This is a genomic window from Dialister sp. (genome assembly GCF_036343215.1).
In the GTDB taxonomy this organism is placed as follows: Bacteria; Bacillota; Negativicutes; order Veillonellales; family Dialisteraceae; genus Dialister.
In genome coordinates this window covers 1-20,056 of the sequence record NZ_JAZASU010000025.1, presented here as the reverse complement: position 1 = coordinate 20,056, position 20,056 = coordinate 1, and the positions used below count along the sequence as shown (strand labels likewise).

16 protein-coding genes are annotated in these 20,056 nt (G+C 50.0%); all 16 read left to right on the top strand.

Annotated features, from left to right (window positions below; genetic code table 11):
* A partial coding sequence (locus tag VZT47_RS05735; protein WP_330224016.1) for a SpoIID/LytB domain-containing protein occupies window positions 1-1,178 on the top strand: 1,178 nt, incomplete at its 5' end.
* A 149-nt stretch (window positions 1,179-1,327) separates the two neighbouring features.
* Window positions 1,328-2,347, top strand: a complete 1,020-nt coding sequence (gene queA / locus VZT47_RS05730) for a tRNA preQ1(34) S-adenosylmethionine ribosyltransferase-isomerase QueA (protein ID WP_330224015.1) — start codon at window positions 1,328-1,330, stop codon at window positions 2,345-2,347.
* Between the two features lie 9 nt (window positions 2,348-2,356).
* Window positions 2,357-3,466: a tRNA guanosine(34) transglycosylase Tgt gene (gene tgt, locus VZT47_RS05725; RefSeq protein ID WP_330224014.1), complete on the top strand. Its 1,110-nt coding sequence runs from the start codon at window positions 2,357-2,359 to the stop codon at window positions 3,464-3,466.
* A 57-nt stretch (window positions 3,467-3,523) separates the two neighbouring features.
* The gene (yajC, locus tag VZT47_RS05720; protein WP_330224013.1) at window positions 3,524-4,030 is read left to right on the top strand and encodes a preprotein translocase subunit YajC; all 507 of its coding nucleotides are present in this window, start codon (window positions 3,524-3,526) and stop codon (window positions 4,028-4,030) included.
* The gene (locus tag VZT47_RS05715) at window positions 4,027-4,644 is read left to right on the top strand and encodes a 5-formyltetrahydrofolate cyclo-ligase (RefSeq protein ID WP_330224012.1); all 618 of its coding nucleotides are present in this window, start codon (window positions 4,027-4,029) and stop codon (window positions 4,642-4,644) included. The genes yajC and VZT47_RS05715 overlap by 4 nt, the downstream gene beginning before the upstream one ends.
* On the top strand, window positions 4,625-5,875 hold the full coding sequence (gene secD / locus VZT47_RS05710; RefSeq protein WP_330224011.1) for a protein translocase subunit SecD: 1,251 nt from the start codon (window positions 4,625-4,627) through the stop codon (window positions 5,873-5,875). The genes VZT47_RS05715 and secD overlap by 20 nt, the downstream gene beginning before the upstream one ends.
* Window positions 5,875-6,822 (top strand): protein translocase subunit SecF, encoded by a 948-nt coding sequence (gene secF / locus VZT47_RS05705; protein ID WP_330224010.1) that lies wholly within the window; start codon window positions 5,875-5,877, stop codon window positions 6,820-6,822. The genes secD and secF overlap by 1 nt, the downstream gene beginning before the upstream one ends.
* Before the next feature lie 230 nt (window positions 6,823-7,052).
* Entirely contained in the window at window positions 7,053-8,390 is a 1,338-nt protein-coding gene (mtaB, locus tag VZT47_RS05700) for a tRNA (N(6)-L-threonylcarbamoyladenosine(37)-C(2))-methylthiotransferase MtaB (protein WP_330224009.1), read from the top strand.
* Between the two features lie 2 nt (window positions 8,391-8,392).
* The gene (locus tag VZT47_RS05695; RefSeq protein WP_330224008.1) at window positions 8,393-8,749 is read left to right on the top strand and encodes a histidine triad nucleotide-binding protein; all 357 of its coding nucleotides are present in this window, start codon (window positions 8,393-8,395) and stop codon (window positions 8,747-8,749) included.
* Window positions 8,750-8,906: 157 nt separating this feature from the next.
* Window positions 8,907-9,083 carry a 30S ribosomal protein S21 gene (gene rpsU / locus VZT47_RS05690; protein ID WP_008858603.1) on the top strand — a complete coding sequence of 59 codons (177 nt, stop codon included), beginning with the start codon at window positions 8,907-8,909 and terminating at the stop codon, window positions 9,081-9,083.
* A 21-nt stretch (window positions 9,084-9,104) separates the two neighbouring features.
* A complete protein-coding gene (locus VZT47_RS05685; RefSeq protein ID WP_330224007.1) occupies window positions 9,105-9,554 on the top strand; it encodes a GatB/YqeY domain-containing protein in 450 nt (149 codons plus the stop codon).
* Between the two features lie 170 nt (window positions 9,555-9,724).
* Complete coding sequence (locus tag VZT47_RS05680) at window positions 9,725-11,620, top strand: glutamine synthetase (RefSeq protein ID WP_330224006.1); 1,896 nt, start codon at window positions 9,725-9,727, stop codon at window positions 11,618-11,620.
* A 211-nt stretch (window positions 11,621-11,831) separates the two neighbouring features.
* Window positions 11,832-13,721 carry a glutamine synthetase gene (locus VZT47_RS05675; protein ID WP_330224005.1) on the top strand — a complete coding sequence of 630 codons (1,890 nt, stop codon included), beginning with the start codon at window positions 11,832-11,834 and terminating at the stop codon, window positions 13,719-13,721.
* 338 nt (window positions 13,722-14,059) lie between these two features.
* Window positions 14,060-15,304: a peptidase T gene (pepT, locus tag VZT47_RS05670; protein WP_442877424.1), complete on the top strand. Its 1,245-nt coding sequence runs from the start codon at window positions 14,060-14,062 to the stop codon at window positions 15,302-15,304.
* Between the two features lie 208 nt (window positions 15,305-15,512).
* Window positions 15,513-18,086, top strand: a complete 2,574-nt coding sequence (locus tag VZT47_RS05665; RefSeq protein ID WP_330224004.1) for a tetratricopeptide repeat protein — start codon at window positions 15,513-15,515, stop codon at window positions 18,084-18,086.
* A 181-nt stretch (window positions 18,087-18,267) separates the two neighbouring features.
* A complete protein-coding gene (locus VZT47_RS05660) occupies window positions 18,268-19,902 on the top strand; it encodes an ATP-dependent DNA helicase (RefSeq protein WP_330224003.1) in 1,635 nt (544 codons plus the stop codon).
* Window positions 19,903-20,056: the final 154 nt, after the last annotated feature.

Genomic DNA, 20,056 nt, shown 5'->3' with positions numbered 1-20,056 from the left:
GGGATGAAAAGAAGAAAACTTCAAAAAGCACTTCCAAAACGAAAGCTTCCTCCAAAAATAAAAACTCTTCCGGAAATACATTGAAAATTTCAGCCCTCGGGCCGGAAGTGGAAGTGGGACTTCTGTCAAATACCCGGTTCAGTATCACCGCCCTTGTGCCGCTCCAGGCTGTTTCCAATGGGAAAGTCGTGGGGAAGTACAATCATGGTGATTCTATTTCCATTACAAGAAGCGGGAATACGGTCCTTGTGAATGGCAAAAAGGCAGGAGAAAAAGTCTATCTTTCCGGCGGGAAAGGAGCGCCCGCCTTTGCGGTGAAGGGTAATCAGTACCGGGGAGCCATGAAACTCATCCCTTCTCCCTGGAACAGCCATGTGACCCTCGTCAATGTGGTGCCCATGGAAACGTACCTGCAGGGCGTGGTCCCCAGTGAAATCGTGCCTTCCTGGCATGCCGATGCCATCCGGGCCCAGGCCGTCGCGGCGCGGACCTATGCCTGGTTCCATAAAAATGGCTATCGCTTTTCGGGCTATGACGTGACCGATGATACCCGTTCCCAGGTCTATCGCGGGTCGTCTGTCGAAACGGCGGCGACCAATAATGCCATCAAAGATACGGCAGGAGAAATCATCACTTATGGCGGAAAGGCCATTGATGCGGTTTTCCACTCTTCCGGCGGCGGCTATACGGAAAACAGTGAAAACGTGTGGGGCACCCAGGTGCCGTACCTTCGGGGAGTGAAAGAATTCTATACGGGAAATCCCTGGACGAAGACCGTTTCCCTTTCCACCTTCATTAAAAGCATGGCCAATATGGGATACAATGTGGGAACCGTGAAAAATATCAAACTGTCCCATCTCCGCATCGGCCAGGCTCATAAAGCCAGTGACCGGGGCATCTCGGGCCGGGTGAAGTCCATCACCCTGGTGGGGAAGAAGGGGACGAAGACCGTGCCGGGGGAAAAGATTGAAATCCTCTATGGCCTGGACAGCGCCCTTTATGATTTTTCCATCAAAGGGAAAAATCTCATCATCACCGGCTACGGCTATGGCCATGGTCTGGGCCTCTCCCAGTGGGGTGCCGAGGAAATGGCAGAGAAGTACGCCAAAGGGAAGGATTACTACAAAACCATTCTCACCCATTATTTCACAGGGACAAAAATAGAGAAGCTGTACTGAGATTTTCCTGAAGATTATATAAGTAATAAAAATAAAGCTGAGGGGCTGGCGGTTAGCCAACAGCTATCAGCCATTAACTATTAGCCATCAGCATTAGCCATTAGCCATTGGCTATCGGCCGACATCATTGGTTTGAGGAGCATATAGAAATGAAACTTGAAGAATTTAATTATGATTTACCGAAGGAGCTCATCGCCCAGGAACCGGCGGAACCCCGTGATTCCTGCCGGCTCATGATGCTGGACAAAAAGACCGGCGAATGGTCCCATCATCATTTCCGGGATATCCTGGACGAAATCCGGGAAGGGGATATTTTCGTTTTCAATAATACGAAGGTCATTCCGGCCCGGCTCTACGGGAAGAAGAAGGAAACCGGGGGCAAGGTGGAAATGCTCCTCTTGACGCCGAAGGGCAATGATCAGTGGGAAGTCCTGGTCAATCCGGGGAGAAAGGCTCTCCCGGGAACGGAAATCGAATTTTCCGAGTCCTGCTATTGCAAGGTGCTGGACAAGACGGAATTCGGCGGGCGCCTCGTAGAATTCCATTATGAAGGCAATTTCGACAGCCTTCTGGACCAGTTGGGCGAAATGCCGACGCCTCCCTATATCCATAAGAAACTGGAAAACAACGATGAGTACCAGACTGTTTATGCCAGGTACAAAGGCTCCGCCGCTGCTCCGACGGCAGGTCTTCACTTCACTCCGGAGCTCATGGAGGAAATGAAGAAGAAAGGAGCCGAACTCCTCTTTGTTACCCTTCATGTAGGCATCGGCACGTTCCGTCCTGTTTCCGAAGAAAATATCGAAGACCATGAAATGCATAAAGAATGGTACACCGTAAACCAGGACGTGGCAGATAAAATTAATCAGGCCAGGAGCGAAGGACGCCGCATCATTGCCGTAGGGACCACTTCTGTCCGCACCCTCGAATCGGCAGGACAGAGCGGGACTCTTCAGAGCGGCAGCGGCTGGACCCAGCTTTATATTTATCCCGGCTATCAGTGGCATATGGTGGACGCCATCGTCACCAATTTCCATCTTCCCGAATCCACCCTCATCATGATGATGGCTTCCTTTGCGGGAAGGGAACATATCCTTGCGGCTTATGAAGAGGCAGTCCGCCAGAAATACAGATTCTTCTCCTTTGGCGATGCCATGTTTATCAGATAAGGAAAAAGTATGGTTATCAACTACGAACTGGTGGCAGAAGACAAGAAAACCGGCGCCCGGGCCGGCCTTCTCCACACACCGCACGGGACTTTCAAGACTCCCATGTTCATGCCTGTGGGCACCCAGGCCACTGTCAAAACGGTGACTCCTGAAGAATTGGAAGAGGCAGGAGCCCAGATCATCCTCTCCAATACCTACCATCTGTTTCTCCGCCCGGGGACGGAACTCATCCGCGAGGCCGGCGGCCTTCATGATTTCATGAACTGGCATAAAGGAATTTTGACTGACAGCGGCGGATTCCAGGTCTTTTCCCTGGGAGCCATGAGAAAGATCACGGAAGAAGGGGTCCATTTCCGATCCTTCCTGGACGGCTCGAAACAGTTCCTTTCCCCGGAAGTTTCCATTCATGCCCAGGAAGACCTGGGAAGCGATATCGCCATGGCCTTTGATGAATGCATTCCCTATCCGGCGGACTACAAGTATGCCGACCAGTCCACCGCCCGCACCACACGCTGGGCGGAGCGCTGCATCAAAGCCCACACGAGAACGGACAGGGGGATGTTCGGCATTGTCCAGGGGGGCATGTATAAAGACCTCCGGCGGCGGTCCTGTGAGGAAATATCAGCCATGCCCTTCGACGGGATGGCTATTGGAGGCCTTTCCGTCGGAGAGCCTCATGACCTCATGTATGAAATTCTTGAATACACCACCCAGTTTTTACCGGTGAATAAGGCCCGCTACCTCATGGGCGTGGGGACTCCGGACTGCCTTGTGGAAGGCGTGGCAAGGGGCGTGGACATGTTTGACTGCGTATTCCCCACCAGAGTGGCCAGGAACGGCATGGCCATGGTCCATACGGGCCGGCTCAATATGAAGAACAAGCAGTATGAAAGGGACTGGGGACCTCTCGAAGAGGGCTGCCAGTGCTATACCTGTCAGCATTACAGCCGGGCCTATATCCGTCATCTGTATAAGTCCGAAGAACTTCTTGCTTTCCGTCTCGTGACCATTCACAATCTCTATTTCCTTCTCCAGTTTATGAGGGATATGAGGCAGGCCATCATTGACGGAAACTTTACGGAGTTTAGAGAAAGTTTCATGGCAAATTACAAAAGATAAAGACAGAACAGAGAGACTTGTGGTAAAATAAACGATATATTGTTGGAGGTGAATCAAATGGAAGAGAAAGTATTGAATTTTATCAGCCTGGCATGGCCTTTCCTGATCCTGGTGGCAGTCATGTATTTCTTCATGTACCGTCCTACCCAAAAGATGAAAGTGGAGAGAGGCCGTTTCCTGCTGTCCCTGAAAAAGGGAGATGAAGTGGTGACTGCCGGCGGTGTTCACGGGGTCATTAAAGTTCTTCGCGACAAGTATGTGGAACTGGAAATTGCTTCAAAAGTGATCATCAAAGTTGAAAAGACCGCGATTCAGCACAGGGCAGGAGAAGAGATGCCCGGTGAAGGCGCTGAAGAACCGAAGAACGGAAAGAAAGCATCCCGCAATGAATCCAAAGCCAAAAAGAGTAAGGACGTCAAAGAAGCTGAACCTGAAGTGGTAGAAGAAATCGTGGAAGTGGACGATCCGAAAGATGCCGGCACGGAAGTCGTTGAAGAAGTGGTAGAAGTCGAAGACGAAGCTGCCAAACCGGAAAAGGCTGATAAAAAAGAGGATAAAAAATGATGAATGCGGGGATTCCTGACTCGGAAAAGAAGAAGGAAATCCGCCGGAAGATGCTCGCCATGAGGCGGGCTCTTTCTGATGATGAGGTAAAAGCAAAGAGCCTTTCCCTCATGAAGGAAATCATGGCCCTTCCCGAATATCAGAAAGCGGAGACCCTCATGGCTTTCCTCGCCATGAAAGGGGAGTCCAATCTGGATCCCCTCATCGAAAAGGCCCTTTCCGACGGGAAGAAAGTCTATGTGCCGGTATGCCTGCCACAGCGTCAGATGGAAGCCGGAAGGCTCCTTGATATGGACCATTTCGTCAAAGGTCCCCTGGGCCTTCGGGATCTTCCCAAAGGTTATGAGACCATCGAACCGGAAAGGCTGGATCTGGTCCTGATCCCGGCTGCTGCCGTTGACAGGATGGGAAACCGGATCGGTATGGGAGCCGGCTATTATGACCGGTTCCTCGCCCGCATTTCCTTTGAAAAAAGAGTAGCCGCTCTCTGGGATTTCCAGGTGGTGGACGAAGTTCCATCAGAACCGTTTGACCGGAAAATGGCAAAAATCGTTACCGACAAGGGTATGATTGAAGTGAAAAGAGGTTTAAGTTTTGGAAAAGAAAAGGACTAGAAGCTCTCTCCGTACGGGAGCTCTCATCCGTTTCTGGGTAGTGATCCTGGTCATCATCGGAGTTTTCGTGGGAACCGTAGGACTTCTCGCAGGAAATATCCGGCAGGGCCTGGACCTGCAGGGCGGTACACATATCGTCATGCAGGCAGAAGATACGGCCCAGAACAAAGTGACCAGTGAGTCCATCACCCAGGTCATCAATATCATGCAGAAGCGCGTCAATGAAATGGGCCTCACCGAACCGATTATCCAGCGGGAAGGCGCGAACAGAATCATTATCGAGCTTCCCGGTGAAAGGGATCCCCAGAAAGCCATCGAAACCATCGGCAAGACGGCAGTCCTGGAATTCAAGGATGAAGAAGGAAATGTCCAGCTCACCGGCGAAGATCTGAAAAACGCAAGGGAACAGATGGGACAGAACAAGCAGCCCCTCGTGGCTCTTGAATTCACCGATGAAGGGGGACAGAAATTCGCCTCCCTCACCGCTGCCAATGTGGGCCGTCACATCGGTATTTTCCTGGATGGTGAAATGCTGACAAATCCTGTGGTCAATGAAGCCATCACCGGAGGCTCTGCCGTGATTACGGGACAGCGTACCCTGGAAGAAGCCAAGAATCTCGCCATCCTTCTCCGTTCCGGTGCCCTTCCGGTCAAGGTTTCCGTATTGGAAGTCAGGACTGTTGGTCCGTCCCTGGGACAGGATTCCAAGGATAAGTCCGTGGTAGCCTTTACGATCGGCCTTTCCCTGGTCGTCCTCTTCATGATGGCTGTTTATCGGATGAGTGGATTTGTAGCCGATACCGCACTTCTTGTGTATGTGCTGATTCTTCTGGGCGTACTGAATCTGCTCCATGCGACTCTGACACTGCCTTCCATTGCCGGTGTCATCCTGTCCATTGGTATGGCAGTGGATGCGAACGTCCTCATCTTTGAACGATTCAAGGAAGAAATCGCGGCAGGCAAGATTCTCCGCCTCGCCGTACAGGCTGGTTTCAAACGGGCCTTCGTCACCATTTTTGATGCCAATATGACCGTCATCATTACGTCGGCCATCCTGTTCTTCCTGGGATCTGCCACAGTCAAAGGCTTTGCCTTTACCCTGGGCCTGGGCGTTGCGGTATCCATGTTCACAGCCATTACCGTAAGCCGTACACTCCTCATGCTCCTCATTGATGCCAACTGGATTCATAATCCCTGGTGGTTTGGCGGGAAAAGGGGGTATGACAACTGATGTTTAGCAAATTTGATTTCCTGGCACACAGAAAAATCTGGTTTACCTTCTCCGGCGTTATGGTCCTGATTGCGATCATTTCCGTCATTATGTTCCGTTTCAACTGGGGCATTGATTTCACCGGCGGTACCATTCTGGAACTGGGTTTTGACAAGAATGTGACGGTCGAAGAAGTCCGCAACGGGCTTCGTGAAGACGGCCTCCAGACGGCTACCATCCAGCTCTCCGGCGATTATGCAGGGGAAGCGGGCAATGACGTCATCATCCGTACGAGAAACCTCTCCTCTGATGAAGCACAGACCGTAGTCAGCCATGTGAATGAAAAAGTAGGTCAGGCTGACGTGAAACGTATCGAAACCGTGGGCGCTGTCATCGGTTCTGAAGTAACAAAGAGTACCCTTATGAACGTCATCCTGTCCTTTGGCGCCATGATTCTCTACATGTCCATCCGTTTCGAACACCGCATTGCCATTTCTGCCATTGCGGCCATTGTCCATGATATCCTCATGGTTCTCGGCGCCTTTGCCTTCTTCCATCTCGAGGTGGATGCGTCTTTTCTGGCAGCCATCCTGACTGTTCTGGGTTACTCCATGAACGAATCGGTGGTCATCTTTGACCGGATCCGTGAAAACCTTCATACCCATCGTAGAATGGACAGCTATGCCACCCTGGCCAATGATTCCATTCACCAGACCATCCGCCGTTCCATGTATACCCTGGTGACCACCCTCTTCTGCGTGGCCTCCCTCTATTTCTTCGGTGGCGATACGACGAAGAACTTTGCCCTCGTCATGCTGATCGGCTTTATTTCCGGCGCTTATTCCTCCATCTGCGTAGCCTCGGGCCTCTGGGTCACCTGGCACGAACATATCCATGGCGGAAGAAATATAAATGCTGCCCCGAAGAAAGCAAAGAAACACGTCAAGCCGGCAGGCGGAGAAATTTAATTTCTGCAGCAGGAACCGATTGTGAAAACAACCGGTTCTTTTGTTATGGAAATTTTATTTTCATAATGGACGGAACAAGACAATTTCAGAAAATTCCTCAGCCCTGCGCCGTTCATTTCCAGATGAGAGGACCACGATCCACGGATCACGGACCACGATTGCTCTGATGAATCAGATATCCATATCTCTATTTGTTTCAGAAACAGTCTCATCCGTGTTATAATAAGCTCATGGAAAATCATATTTTACACTCGAAAAAGAAGGTATCCTTCATCACTCTTGGCTGCAAGGTCAATCAGTATGACAGCGATGCCATGCGTACCCTTTTCGTGAAGAACGGGTATCGTCAGGCAGGAGAAGACGAAAATGCGGACGTTTACGTCATCAATACCTGCTCCGTCACCAGCATCGGTGACAGAAAATCAAGACAGATGGTCCGCCGTATCCGCCGCTCTCATCCGGATGCCATTATAGCCGTGGCCGGCTGTTATGCCCAGCTGGCGCCGGAAGTTTTTGAAAAAATGGGGGATGTGGACGTCATTGTAGGTGTTCACAACCGTTCTCATATTGTGGACTACGTGGAAGAAGCCAAAAAGCGGACCGATCATAAGCCTCTCAATGAGACCGTGGACATTATGAAGGTGAAAACCTTTGAAAACATGTCCGTCGACGTCACGGGTGAAGTGAAGACCCGTGCCTTTGTCAAAGTCCAGGAAGGCTGCGACAATTACTGCACTTTCTGCATCATTCCCTATGCCAGGGGGAAACTGAAATCCCGCCTGCAGAAGGATGCGGTAGAGGAAATAAAGAAACTGGTCTCCCAGGGGTACCGGGAAGTGGTCCTGACGGGGATTCACCTTGGCAATTACGGGAAAGATCTTCATGACGGCACAAGCCTTGCCACCCTGGTGGCAGAACTGGTGAAGATTCCGGATCTCCTTCGTATCCGTCTGGGCTCCGTGGAGTCTGTGGAACTTTCGGAAGAACTGATTTCCATCATTAAAAATGAGCCGAAGGTCTGCCGCCATCTGCACCTGCCTATCCAGTCCGGCTCCGATGCCGTACTGAAAGGGATGAACCGTCATTACCGCCTGCCCCAGTTCAAGGCTCTGATCAGGGAACTTCGGGAAAAAGTACTGGGCATTGCCCTCACCACGGATCTCATCGTAGGCTTCCCGGGGGAAACGGAAGAAAATTTCCTGGAAACCCTGGATACCTTAAAAGAGCTGAAATTTTCAGGCATTCACGTATTTCCCTATTCCCGCCGCACCGGTACGCCGGCGGCGACGTACCCGAACCAGGTGACCAATGAGGTAAAGAAAGAAAGGGTCCACCGGGTACAGGAACTGGAGAAGGAAATCTCTCTTGAATATAGAAGTCAGTTCATGGGGAAAGTGGTCCATGTGCTGGCGGAGGAAGTCAAGAATGGATACTTTGAGGGGCTCACGGGGGAATACATCCGCGTTTCCATCAAAGATTCACATATTGAAAGAGGTCATATGTACCCTGTCCGGATCGATACGATAACGGAAGATGGTCTGGCAGGCAATGTCGCAGAGGAGGAATAATCATGGATGACTGCATTTTCTGCAAAATCGCAAATGGCGAAATTCCAAGCACAAAAGTTTATGAAGATGAAAACTGGTTTGCATTCCGGGATATCGAACCGGCCGCTCCGGTCCATGTCCTGCTGATTCCGAAGAAACATGTGGACAATATTCTTGCTTTTGATGAAGAATACAATAAAAACTTCGCTGATTTCTTCCTGGTGGTCAAGAAGATTGCCGAACAGGAAGGTTTGAAGGAATCAGGCTTCCGCCTCGTCATGAATACCGGCGAAAAAGCAGGGCAGTCGGTCTTCCATTTCCATGCCCACATCATCGGCGGAAAAGAAATGGGCTGGCCCCCCTTCCCGGAAGATAAATAATTTCCTGAAAACAGGAGGCCCGGGAGACCGGGCTTTCTTTCCGTTCTATTTCCTTTATGGAAATGCAAAAGGGAATTGACAGAAAGAACATTGTATTTTATAATTTATAAGTGTGCAATAGCACCCCATCAGTCTTTATTGGGAGGGAGGGATATAGATGTCTGAGATCAAAGTTCAAAAGGGCGAATCTCTTGATAGTGCTCTTCGCAGATTTAAACGTTCCTGCCAAAAAGCCGGGGTTCTTTCTGAAGTAAGAAAACGTGAACATTATGAAAAGCCCAGCGTTAGACGTAAACTGAAATCTGAAGCCGCTAGAAAACGCAAGTATAAGTAATAGGTTGTAAGGTGATTGGTTTTGTCAATTAAAGAACAGCTCATGGCCGACATGAAAGCAGCCATGAAGGCAAAAGAAGAAGGAAAGCTTGCATTGAACACGATCCGCATGGCTCGTGCTCATATCAGACAGGCCGAAATCGACGACGGACACGCGGACTTCAATGATGATCAGGTTCTTGCCGTTCTCCGGAAAGAAGTGAAACAGCGGAAGGAAACTCTCGCTGAAATCAAGGATTCCGGAAGAGAAGACCTGGTTGAACAGACCAAAGCGGAAATCAAAGTACTGGAAAAGTACCTGCCGGCAGAGATGTCTGCAGATGATGTAGAGAAGGTTGTGAAAGCAACCATCGACGCTATGGATCCTGGGCAGAGAAATATGGGTTCTGTGATGAAAGCTGTCATGGCAAAGCTGAAAGGCAAAGCAGACGGAAAGCTGATTAACCAGATCGTCCGTAAGCTTCTCGCCTGAGGCTTTAAAGCTTGACAATGCAAGATGCGTGGTGTATCCTTAGTACATAAGTTAATATACTGCGTCAAAGATGGCTCATTCCATTTGGAATGAGCCATTTTCTTTTGGCACAGATAGAAAAGCTTATATTTCAAAAAAATGGGTAGTCAAAAGTCTATAGGAGGACTCACATGACCGACGAATTGCTGTACTGCATCCCTGCAGGCCAATATGGGAAAGAAGGGGTACTTTCTTTATTGGCACAGCACCCGGAAATCCGGTTCGTGTCGCTGGTAGGGATTGATCTGGCAGGCAATGACACCGATGAACGAATTCCGATAGAGCTTTTCATGAAGGATTATGGGGATTTCTTCTCAGGAAAAGCGGTGCAGACCGATGGATCTTCAGTTGTTTTCATGAATATTGCCACCCTGAATGACGCCAGGGTGGATATGGTAGCCGACAGTTCCGTGAACTGGTATGTGGACTACAATGATGAAAACATTATGCCAAAGAACGGGCTTCCCGTCGGGACGCTCCGCATTCCGTGCTTCCTGATCCACAACGGGAAATTTATTGATTCCCGCTCCATTCTGAAAAATTCCTGCGAATATGTGGCTTCTGAGCTGAAAAAGCTGCTCATCGGGGCCCAGGTGAAGGGCATGGAAAACTTCCCCTTCTCCGAAATCCAGGATATCGTGTTTACTACAGGTACTGAACTGGAATTCTGGGTGAAAACGCCCAGTGAAAAAGAAACGGTACAGCACCTTTCCACTTCCCAGCGCCTTAAGGAACAGTACTGGCAGCGGATGCGCGGAAACGTGCGGACGGCCATGGAACAGACCATTGAAGAGCTGGACGCCCGGGGCATCCATGTGGAAATGGGCCACAAGGAAGTGGGCGGCATCAAACCAAAAATTGACGATGAAGGGCATATTTTTGATGTCTGCGAACAGCTGGAACTGGACTGGCTCTTTTCCACCAATCCTCTCCAGGCTGCCGATAATGAACTGGAAGTCCGCATCCTGGTGAGAGAAGTATTCCGCAGGAACGGCCTTGACGTATCGTTCAAGGCAAAACCGATTATCGGGGTGGCCGGCAGCGGCGAACATACCCATGTAGGCATTGCGGCACTTCTGAAAAACGGCAGGACCATCAACCTGCTGGCGCCGGAGCATATGAAGGAAGATTATCTTTCCACCATCGGCTACGGTCTCATCATGGGGATCCTGAAAAATTACGAGGCCGTCAATCCCTTCGTTTCTTCCACCATCGATGCTTTCAACCGTCTGAAACCGGGCTTTGAAGCGCCGGTATGTATCGTGACTTCCCTGGGTCATTCCCCGGAAGTCCCGTCCCGAAACCGTTCCATCCTCATGGGGCTGATCCGGGACATTGGAAATCCGAAAGTGACGAGATTCGAGCTCCGTTCGCCGAATCCCTTTACCAATACCTATCTCTGTGTATCCTGTCTGTACCTCACCGCCCTGGACGGTATCCGTTATGCGGTGACTTCCGGAAAAGAACCGGAAGAGCTCCTGGCCGAGCTTTCCAAGAAAGCCGGCGAAAAGGCGGACTACCTGGAAAAGGACAGGGCTTATCGCTGCGAAGGAAATATGTTTGACGACTTCACGGAAGAAGAAAGAAATGCCGCTTTCGGCAGGCCGCCGGCGACGGTATGGGAAAACGTGAAGATCATGAAAGAAAATCCGGATAAGACAGCGGTCCTCACGAAAGGCGATACGCTGAATGAGGCAATTGTCGATTCCTTTTTAGCCTCCATCGTTTACCGGTGGAAAAACGAGCTCATTGACCGGATCATCCCGGGCATTGAGACGTCAGTCAGAAAGTATAAAAAACTGAATCATTATGGTGGACTTGATGAACGCCGATGGAAATCCATCGAAGCAAAGCGCATCGAACTGGCTAAGGACATGGATGACAATCCATCCATCTGCAGCCGGCTGAAAGAAGCGCTGGAAAGCGGAGATTACGATACCGCCTCGGACCTGCAACTGGAACTGATTGCCAAAGCCCAGGCTCTGGAAGATGAATATCGCACCTATGCCCTGAATATCCTCGACTGATCAACTTCACAAAGGCCAAAGATGGCCCATTCTTAGTTCTCAAGGATGGGCCATTTTATATAGTAATATATAGCTATCTATTTAATTATTGGAAATATGGAAAATCTGCTGCCACTGGCTTGCCGATCAGGAGGGGCAGGGGGGACAAGCGGGATTTCCGTTACATATTTCAAAAATTCAAAAATTCAAAAGGAATTAGGAGGAATTCGCAATGAACAAAGACTTACTGTACTACATCCCAACCGGTGAATTTGGCAAAGAAGGTGTTCTCTCCCTTCTGAAAACCCATCCGGAAATCCGTTTCGTTTCCCTGGTAGGCATCGACCTGGCCGGCAACGATACTGATGAAAAAGTACCGATTGAACTGTTCCTGAAAAACTATGATGATTTCTTTGCAGGCACGGCTGTTCAGACCGATGGATCTTCTGTAGTTCTGATGAATATCGCAACTTTGAATGATGCCCGGGTCGATATGGTTGCCGATCCCACCGTCAACTGGTACATCGATTATAATGAACACAACCTTTATGAAAACGGCCGTCCTGTAGGCACTCTTCGTATCCCCTGCTTCCTGCAGCACAATGGCAAATTCATTGATTCCCGTTCCATTCTGAAAGAATCCTGCGCTTATGTAGGCGCTGAACTGAAGAAACTCCTGGCTGAAGGTAAAGTCAAGGGCATGGAAGATATTCCGCTGGAAGATGTGGAAGATATCGGATTCACCATCGGCACGGAACTGGAATTCTGGGTAAAGACCCCGAGTGAAACCGAAACCGTTCAGCACCTTTCCATTTCCCAGAGACTCCAGGAACAGTACTGGCAGAGAATGCGCGGCAAAGTCCGTACCGCCATGGAAGAAGCCATTGAAGAACTGGATGCCCGCGGCATGAGCGTCGAAATGGGCCATAAAGAAGTAGGCGGTATCAAACCGAAACTGGACGACCAGGGCCGTACCGTAGATGTCTGTGAACAGCTCGAACTGGACTGGAGATTCTCCATGAATCCGCTCCAGGCTGCCGACAATGAGCTGGAAGCCCGCATCATCATCCGTGAAGTATTCCGCAAACACGGTCTCGAAGTTTCCTTCCAGGCTAAACCGATCATCGGTGTCGCAGGCTCCGGCGAACATACCCATGTAGGCATCTGCGCAACCCTGAAGAATGGCAAATCCATCAACCTCCTGGCTCCGGCAGACATGAAATCCGATTTCCTGTCCACCATCGGCTATGGTTTCATCATGGGTATCCTGAAGAACTACGAAGCTACGAACCCCTTCGTATCCTCCACCACCGATGCCTTCAACCGTCTGAAACCGGGCTTCGAAGCTCCGGTCTGCATCGTGACCTCCCTGGGCCACAGTCCGGAAGTTCCGTCCCGTAACAGAACCATCCTTATCGGCCTCGTCAGAGATATCGAAAACCCGAAAGCTACCCGTTTCGAACTCCGTGCTCCGAACCCCTTCACCAATACTTATCTCGCCGCTTCCTGCCTCTTCCTGACCGCCCTGGATGGCATCAAGTATGCTATCACCTCCGGCAAGTCCCCGGCAGAACTTTTGGCAGAACTCTCCAAGAAACCGGGCGAAGAAGCCGACTATCTGGAAGCCGCAAGAGCATATCGCTGCGAAGATAACGTATTCGAAGATTTCAGTGATGAAGAAAGAGATGCCAACTTCGGTAAACCGCCGGCAACTGTCTGGGAAAACGTAAAGACCATGAAAGCAAATCCGGACAAAGTGGCAGTCATCGAAAAAGGCGCTCTTACCCCGGTTATCGTAGATTCCTTCCTGGCTTCCATCCTCTATCGCTGGGAGAATGAACTGATTGACCGCATCATCCCGAATACCGAAGCCCTGGTCAAGAGTTTTAAGGAACTTCCGTCTGAAGATGGTATCGACAGCGAACGGTGGGCTGAAATCAAGGTTAAGAAATATGAACTGATTAAGGACACCAAAGCATCCAAGTGCCTCTGCACCAAACTGAAAGAAGCCCTGGCATCAGCTGACTATGATCTCGCTTCCGATCTCCAGATCGAACTTTCCAAGAAAGCTGAAGCTCTGGAAAAAGAATACAATGTTTACGCCCTGAACATTGTAGGCTGATTCCAGTTCTTTGGAAATAAAATCCCTCGTCCCCGGACGGGGGATTTTGTATTGGAAAAAGTGGTGAGTGAAAGAGGTGCATATAAATTGAAAAATGAGCTTTTTATAAAATGGTTATTTTTGCCATGACTCCTGTTTCAATCATCTGCCGGCGCCGGCCCGGGACTGACGGGATTCAATGGGATGAAGAATTTCTGTCTTCCATAAGGGAGCGATTTTACTGATGCGCGCTGCCGTCACTTTTCACTTACTACTTTTCATTTATCACTTCCTCAAACAATGGTATAATACATTTATCAGCAAAATGCGGAAAAAGCCCGATGAAAGAGGTGTTTCTATTGAATTTAGACAGAAATAAACTGATTGCACGTTTTACCGATTATATTTCCTATAATACCCAGTCCGATGAGGAGAATGACCAGGTATATCCCAGCACGCCGGGCCAGCTGGTCCTCGCCCGCCATTTAGTGGAAGAACTCAAAAATCTGGGACTCTCCGATATTACTCTGGATGAGAATGGCTATATTATGGCCACTCTTCCTGCCAATGGGGGAGAAGGACCGGTAATCGGTTTTATTTCCCATATGGATACGAGCCCGGATGCTCCCGGCGGTCCCATCCATCCCAGAATCGTCAGAAATTATGACGGAAAGGACATCCTTTTAAATCAGGAGAAACATATCGTTTTCTCCACGAAGGATTTCCCCGAAATCCTGAAATACAAGGGTCAGGATATTATGGTCACAGACGGGACCACCCTTTTAGGTTCCGATGATAAAGCCGGAGTGACGGCAATCGTGAGTGCCATGGAATACCTCCTCTCCCATCCGGAAATCAGACATGGGAAAATCCGGATTGGCTTTACTCCCGATGAAGAAACGGGCAGAAGCCCGCTTAAGTTTGACGTCAAAGCATTTGGGGCCGATTTCGGCTATACCGTGGACGGCGGAGAACTGGGCGGTCTGGAATATGAAAATTTCAATGCTGCCAATCCGACAGTCACCATTTACGGGAGAAGCGTCCATACCGGGGATGCCAAGGGAAAAATGGTGAACGCCATTTCCATCGCTTCCGAATGGCAGGAAATGCTTCCCGAAGGAATGACTCCGGAATGTACGGAGGGGAGAGAAGGTTTCTATCATATTTATAAAATCGAAGGAACCGTAGAGAAATGCACTCTTTCCATGCTGATTCGCGATCATGACCACAGCCTTTTTGAAAAGAGAAAAGCTTTCCTCCATCACATGGCTGATTTCCTCAATCAGAAATATGGAGAAGGCACCGTAGTCATTACGCCTCATGATGTGTATTACAATATGCTGGATATCATTCAGGACGGTCATATGGATATCATCGAACTTGCCAGGAAAGCCATGAGAAATGTGGGCGTCACGCCTGTAGAAAATCCAATCCGTGGGGGAACTGACGGGGCCCAGCTTTCCTTCAAAGGCCTTCCCTGCCCGGATCTTTTTACGGGAGGCGCCAATTTCCACAGTCGTTTCGAATACCTTCCCATCGACTCCATGGTCAAAGCCTGTGAGACAGTGATTGAAATCACACGCCTTGCAGGAGAAAAGAAATAAAGCAAAAAGCGCAGGACATTTTCAGCCCTGCGTTTTTTATTGGGCCCATGAATTTTCATGAAACCGAATACGGACGGCCAATGGCTGACGGCTGACAACTGTTTCTGAAATATTTTCCCAAATGACGAATTCTGTCTCTGCTATCCGCTATAATATAGATGAAGAAGGAAGGGGCTTGCCCCGGGTGCAAATGATGGGAGGAATCAGGATGAGCGAAGACAGAATGGAAGAAGCGGAAGAACTGCACCTTGCAGGAAAAACGAAGGAAGCTTTTCCGGTTTTCAAGGAAGAAGCAGCAAAAGGAAATGGCCGGGCCTATTATTTCCTGGCCGAATACTATAAGTGGGGCTGGGGCGGCCAGACCATTAACTGGGAACTGGCGGAATCCCTGGAGCAGGAAGGAAGCCGGGCAGGTGATGTCCTGGCTTCCCTGAATATGGCCTATTTCAAAAAGGACCGGTCTGACGAACAGGAATCCATTTTTAAAGAAATGGTGCCGAAAGTACTGAAACTGGCCAAGGCAGGGGACTGGGCAGCCCAGGATGAAATGGCAGACCTCTATCGTGATGGCAGGGGCGTACAGAGGAATATCGAAAAAGCTATGGAATGGGCAGAAAAATCGGCAGATCAGGGTTATTGGCGTGCCATGACAGCCCTGGGAAATATGTGCCATACGGAAGGCCGGCTGGAAGAAGCCATGGCCTGGTATGAAAAATCGGGCAAAGCCGGTGATGACTGGGGCTGGTACAATCTGGGAGATATGTACATGGATGGCGTGGGTGTGGAAAAAGACGATGATAAAGCCCGGCCCTTTTATGAAAAAGCGCTGGCCCTCGATGGTCCGGCCAGGGATTCTGCGGCCTGCTCGCTGGGGGTCATTTATTTCCGCAAAGGGAATTACAGGAAAGCCAATACCTATTACCGGAAAGCGGCCAAAGAAAATAATGCCTGGGCCATGTTCAATCTGGGCGATGCCTACCGGGATGGCCATGGCGTGGCAGAGAATCGGGAAACTGCCCTGAAATGGTACAAAAAGGCCTATAGTATGGGAGGAGAATCAAGGGCAGAATCGGCAAACCGGATTGGCCTTGTTTACGAAATTATGGGCGATGAAGAGACCGCTTTAAAATGGTATGAAGAAGCGGGCGCGGAAGGCTGTGACTGGGGCTGGTACAATCTGGGCCTTTATTATGAAAAGGAAAAAGCTTATGAGGCGGCCATTTCCTGCTTTGAAAGAGCCTTCGGCCTCCAGGGAGCGGCAAAAGGAGATGCGGCCAACCACGCAGGCCTTTCCTTCGGATCTCTTGACAGGAATGAAGAGGCCATGGAATGGTTTAAAAAGGCAGGAAACGCAGGAAACGCCTGGGGCTGGTACAATCTGGGGGCCCTCCTGCAGGATGGAGAGGATAGTGAGAGAGCCATCAGTGCCTTTAAAAAAGCCTATGATGCCGAAGGCGGGCCCAAAGGGGATGCAGCCAACCGGATTGGCCAGATTTACGAAGATCTGAATGACCCGGACAATGTGGAGAAATGGTATGCCCTCTCCTGTAAGGAAAATTATGATGAGGGTCTCTACAATCTGGGTGTCCGGCGGATGGATCAGAATCAGATGGAAGAAGCACTATCCCTCTTTGAAAAGGTCTATCAGATGGACTCCGACCTTAAAAGCGAAGCTGCCAGCAAGGCATCAGTCATCTGCTATAAACTTGGAAATATGGACCAGGCTCTGGACTGGGCAGCCAAATCCTCCGCAGAAGGCGGAGAATGGGGACCTTTTTCCCTGGGCGCCATCTATGACCACCTGGGAAAAAATGAGGATGCGCACCGCTGGTTCCTGAAATGCTATGAAGCCGATGGCTATATGAAAGGGGATGCGGCAGAAAGGCTGGGCGAACTCTTTGAAAAGACGGGCCGGAAAGATACAGCCCTTCTCTGGTATCGCCGGGCAGGAGCTGCCGGCAATGATGAGGGCTGGTACCATGTGGCAGAATATTATTTCAACCTGCCTGATACGGAAGAAACCCTCTCCAAAGCAGCTTTCTACTACGAACTGGCCTATAAAGGGGGCGGCGAAATTTCCGCCATGGCAGCCACCTACCGGGGGATTACGGCATCCCACCTGGAAAATTACGAAGAAGCGAATGAATGGTACGAAAAAGGAATCCAGTCGGAAAGCGACCTGGCCGCCTACCTTCTGGCAGGAAATGCGCTCAAGGGGATCGGCATGAAGCGGGACCTGAAACTGGCGGAATCCTCTTACCATATGGTCCTTGAATCCGGTCTGGACAACCATTTCAAAGGAGATTCCTGCTGCCGTCTGGGGGACATGGAAAAAGAGGGAGGAAATATGGAAAAAGCCTTCTACTGGTACCGTCAGGCCGCAGAGTATGATCATGACGAAGGATGGTACCGGTTGGGACTTGCCCTGGAAAAGGGGGAAGGAACGGAAAGAAACAGCGAAAAAGCACTGGAAGCCTTCCGCAAAGGCTATGAGCTGGACCATGATTTCAAAGGGCCCATTGCCACGGCCATCGGTCTTCTCTATAATGGAAAAGAGAACTTTGAAGAAGCCCACAAATGGTTTGACCTGGCAGCCCAGGCAGGAGACGATGAAGGAGCCTACAATCTGGCCGCCGAATTCCGTTACGGAATCGGGACAGAAGCCAATCCCGATATCGCCATGAACCTGTACGAACAGCTGGCAGATCACGCAGAAAAAAGCATCGCGGAAAAGGCAGGGGAAGCGCTGAAAGAAATGAAAAACGAGTCTCTTCAGAAATAATGGATTTCCGGAGAGCCCCTTATAAAAATTCACAGTTCTCATGGAAGGGACCTGCCCTTTCATGAGAATTTTCTTTATCAGCAAAAAACGGCTGCATCCCGGCGCGGGAAGGCGGCTTTTGACCGGTTTACCGTACTTTGTCATTGATCAGGGGCCAAAACCCCGAAAGGCGGCTCGCAGCATGAAAGAAAAAACGAAAGGAAACGGGCGGGATGAATGCAGATTCTTCTGCACCGGGGAAGAAAGGAAGGAAATGGAAAATTTCCTGCAAATCCTGCGGTCCATTCCGGCAGAAGGAAATAAAAGACAGCGCTTCCTGAAAGCCATGAAGAACATGAGCGCTTCCTTTGGCGCCCGCCGGGACCAATCGTCTGGAGAAAAGGCAGAAAAGCACTCTCCTTTCCGGAGCCAGCCGGTCCCAAAAGCACCAGTGAGGGCAGAAAAGCTGACTTTGGACCAGCAGGAAGCCTATGAAATCCTCTGCAGCAGAGAAAATGTCCTCCTTACAGGAGGAGCCGGGACAGGCAAGACCTTTCTCCTGCAGAAATTCATTGCAGAACACAAAGACAATACCCTGGTCACCGCCCCTTCCGGAATAGCTGCCAAAAAAGCAGGAGGAATCACCCTGCACAAAGCGTTCCGCATTCCCATCGGCATCCTGACAGACGATGATTTCAATCCGGGAGACTGGCTGAAAACGCCGGACCATGCCAGAGACAGCGAAACACTTATGAACCTGCAGACTGCGGAAACCCTCATTATTGATGAGATTTCCATGGTTCGCTCCGACGTTTTCAGCTATGTGATGAAAGTCATAAAAACCCTGGCAAAAGGAGGAAAAGACGGGAAATACATCGTCAAACCCCATCGGATCCGTGTCATACTCTGTGGCGATTTTTACCAGCTCTCCCCGGTGATTGGCGGAAAAGAAAAAGAGGTCTGGCGGAAAATATACGGTGCCAATCCCGATGGCTGGTGCTTTCTGACGGAAGAATGGCAGGAAATGAAATTCCATACCTGCGAGCTGGAACAAATCGTGCGCCAGAAAGATCCTGCCTTTGCCCACGCCCTGAACCGGATCCGGGAAGGCAGCGCGGAAGGCCTTTTCTACCTGAATACCCATCATGCCGATGCCGTGCAGGAAGGCCCCTATGTCTGTGCCACCAATAAACAGGTGAATCAGAAAAATGAAGAGAAATACGCGCCCATTCCTCATCAGGAATACACCTTCTATTGCTCCTTCATGGGGCAGGTGGATCCCGATGAAATCGTCTGCGAAAAAGAACTGAAACTGAAAGTGGGGGCCAAAGTCCTCTTCCTTGTCAATGATATCGTGAAAAATGACGATGGCTCTTCCCGAAATGCCTTCCAGAACGGCTCCTATGGGGAAATCATGGAAATTCATCAGGATAATCAGGAAGAATGGCTGAAAGTCAAAGTGGAAGAGACCGGCACCGTCGTCAAACTTGGTCATTATGAATGGGAAAACAAGAAATACAAAGTAGAGGAAATACAGACAGAGCAGGGCATCCGCAAAGTCCTGAGACAGGAAATCATCGGCCGGTATTTCCAGTATCCCCTCCGTCTGGGCTGGGCTCTGACCGTCCATAAATCCCAGGGCCAGGACTATGAGAAATGCAATCTGGTCAAACCCTCCTCCTACTGGGCAAGGGGCCAGCTCTATGTGGCCCTCTCCCGGTGCCGCCGGATTGAAAACCTTTACTATGCAGGAAACCTCTCTGCCCGGATGATCAAAGTTTCCGAAGAAGTGCGGAAATTTTACTATAAGCTTTCCCTGCAGAACAGGGAATCATAAAAGAAATTCCGTCCGCTCAAGGACAGGGGGGCTGTACAGAAAATACACAACTAAAACAAAGAACCCATCGACTTAAAAAGGCCGATGGGTTCTTCGCATGGTATAATTTAATTATGCCAAAACCAAATAATACCATTGGTAGACATTCTACCAT

Excerpts from the sequence above, each read along its gene's own strand:
- queA (WP_330224015.1), top strand. The coding sequence starts at position 1,328 with ATGAAACTTGAAGAATTTAATTATGATTTACCGAAGGAGCTCATCGCC.
- tgt (WP_330224014.1), top strand. The coding sequence starts at position 2,357 with ATGGTTATCAACTACGAACTGGTGGCAGAAGACAAGAAAACCGGCGCC.
- yajC (WP_330224013.1), top strand. The coding sequence starts at position 3,524 with ATGGAAGAGAAAGTATTGAATTTTATCAGCCTGGCATGGCCTTTCCTG.
- VZT47_RS05715 (WP_330224012.1), top strand. The coding sequence starts at position 4,027 with ATGATGAATGCGGGGATTCCTGACTCGGAAAAGAAGAAGGAAATCCGC.
- secF (WP_330224010.1), top strand. The coding sequence starts at position 5,875 with ATGTTTAGCAAATTTGATTTCCTGGCACACAGAAAAATCTGGTTTACC.
- mtaB (WP_330224009.1), top strand. The coding sequence starts at position 7,053 with ATGGAAAATCATATTTTACACTCGAAAAAGAAGGTATCCTTCATCACT.
- VZT47_RS05695 (WP_330224008.1), top strand. The coding sequence starts at position 8,393 with ATGGATGACTGCATTTTCTGCAAAATCGCAAATGGCGAAATTCCAAGC.
- rpsU (WP_008858603.1), top strand. The coding sequence starts at position 8,907 with ATGTCTGAGATCAAAGTTCAAAAGGGCGAATCTCTTGATAGTGCTCTT.
- VZT47_RS05680 (WP_330224006.1), top strand. The coding sequence starts at position 9,725 with ATGACCGACGAATTGCTGTACTGCATCCCTGCAGGCCAATATGGGAAA.
- VZT47_RS05675 (WP_330224005.1), top strand. The coding sequence starts at position 11,832 with ATGAACAAAGACTTACTGTACTACATCCCAACCGGTGAATTTGGCAAA.
- VZT47_RS05665 (WP_330224004.1), top strand. The coding sequence starts at position 15,513 with ATGAGCGAAGACAGAATGGAAGAAGCGGAAGAACTGCACCTTGCAGGA.
- VZT47_RS05660 (WP_330224003.1), top strand. The coding sequence starts at position 18,268 with ATGAAAGAAAAAACGAAAGGAAACGGGCGGGATGAATGCAGATTCTTC.